The 1,221-nt window shown below is 64.0% G+C and carries 1 protein-coding gene; it reads left to right on the top strand.

Annotated features, from left to right (window positions below):
* A partial coding sequence (locus E1958_RS19535) for an IS4 family transposase (protein ID WP_133513358.1) occupies nucleotides 1-1,188 on the top strand: 1,188 nt, incomplete at its 5' end.
* Nucleotides 1,189-1,221 lie beyond the last annotated feature (33 nt).

Consider the following 1,221-nt stretch of genomic DNA (forward strand, 5'->3'; position numbering starts at 1 on the left):
ACAATTTTACATCACTGCCTGGAACCGTTGTTGCACCACCTCCACCGCCGACGCTTGGCGACGCTGTTGGCGGCCGTGGTATCGTGCCTGAGCGGGCCACGGTTGTCACTGACCGATCTGGGGCGCCGCTTCGCGGGTGAGGCGAGGTTACGCCATAAGATCAAACGCTCCGACCGTCTGCTTGGTAACCGCCACCTGCAAGGTGAAGTCCGGTCGATCTACGCGGTGCTGTGTCGGGTAACGTTGGCGCGCCTTGCCGAGCCCTTGGTCCTGATTGACTGGTCAGATTTGAAGGCCGATCAATCGTTGCATTTGCTGCGTGCGTCGCTGCCGGTGGGTGGGCGCAGTTTGACGCTGTACGAGGAGGTCCACCCGCAGAAGCAGCTCGGCAACCGCGTTGTGCAGCAGCGCTTCCTGCAACACCTCGCCCAGCTGATGCCCTCACAGGTCAAGCCAATGATCATCGCCGATGCCGGCTTCCGGGTCCCCTTCTACCGGGGGGTCGAACGCCTCGGCTGGCGCTGGGTGGGGCGAGTGCGTGGCCGCGACTACGTGCGCTTGGATCACGGTTGGGTGAGCTGCCAGACGCTCTTCAAGCGTGCCACCACGACCCCGACGGCGCTCGGGGAGGGCGAGTGGGTACGCAGCAATCCCCTGCGGGCGCGCTTGGTGCTGGTACGCCTGGCGGGGAAGGGGCGACGTGGCAACACCGCCTTCGGCAAGCGTTCACGTTCGAAGGCTAGCACTCACTGCGCCCGTAGTGCCAACGAACCTTGGCTATTAGTGGCCTGCACCCGGCTCGCCGATCGGTCAGCAAAGCAGTTGATCCGGTTGTATCGGCAGCGCATGCAGATCGAAGAGAGCTTTCGTGATATGAAGAGCCAGCAGTTCGGTGAGGGGTTGGAATGCAGCCGCTCACGCGGGGTTGGGCGCTTCACGGTGCTGGTGCTGATCGCCTCACTCGCCGCCTTTGTGCTGTGGCTGCTCGGCACCGCCGCCCAACGCGGCGGCCTCGAACGCTGGCTACACCCTGGCAACGGCAAACGCCGCGTCTACTCCCGGCTGTTCCTCGCACGGCTGCTGGTGGTACTGGACAGTTGCCGCGAGGTGCTCAGGGAGTTGGTCGGCAGGATCGGGCCACCCGATCAATGGGTCGCCGATGAGCATAACGCCCTCCTGGCCGACTGACACCGAAGGGGATTTTTGTGGGGATACTTCAGG

The sequence above is a fragment of the Candidatus Thiosymbion oneisti genome (genome assembly GCF_004359955.1).
GTDB classification, from domain to species: Bacteria; Pseudomonadota; Gammaproteobacteria; order Chromatiales; family Chromatiaceae; genus Thiosymbion; species Thiosymbion oneisti.